The following is a 509-nucleotide window of genomic DNA, read 5'->3' as shown; positions in this document are numbered from 1 at the left end:
AATCACTTGACCAGTGAGCTATTACGCACTCTTTCAAGGGTGGCTGCTTCTAAGCCAACCTCCTGGTTGTCTCTGCGACTCCACATCCTTTCCCACTTAGCACACGCTTAGGGGCCTTAGTCGGTGATCTGGGCTGTTTCCCTCTCGACTACGAACCTTATCGCCCGCAGTCTCACTGCCACGCTCTCACTTACCGGCATTCGGAGTTTGGCTGACGTCAGTAACCTTGTCGGGCCCATTAGCCATCCAGTGCTCTACCTCCGGCAAGAAACACGTGACGCTGCACCTAAATGCATTTCGGGGAGAACCAGCTATCACGGAGTTTGATTGGCCTTTCACCCCTACACACAGGTCATCCCCCAGGTTTTCAACCCTGGTGGGTTCGGTCCTCCACCCAGTCTTACCTGAGCTTCAACCTGCCCATGCGTAGATCACTCCGCTTCGGGTCTACAGCATGCGACTCAAACGCCCTATTCAGACTCGCTTTCGCTACGGCTCCCCCACACGGG

General features: G+C 55.4%; 1 rRNA gene. It reads right to left on the bottom strand.

Annotated elements, in window-relative coordinates:
- Positions 1-509, bottom strand: a 23S ribosomal RNA gene (locus IEY87_RS45340); the annotation flags it as partial.

Origin of the sequence: Nonomuraea glycinis (assembly GCF_014646515.1) — a bacterium.
GTDB classification, from domain to species: Bacteria; Actinomycetota; Actinomycetes; order Streptosporangiales; family Streptosporangiaceae; genus Nonomuraea; species Nonomuraea glycinis.
Note: the sequence above shows the minus strand (reverse complement) of the source record. Positions and strands in the feature narration are given on the sequence as shown.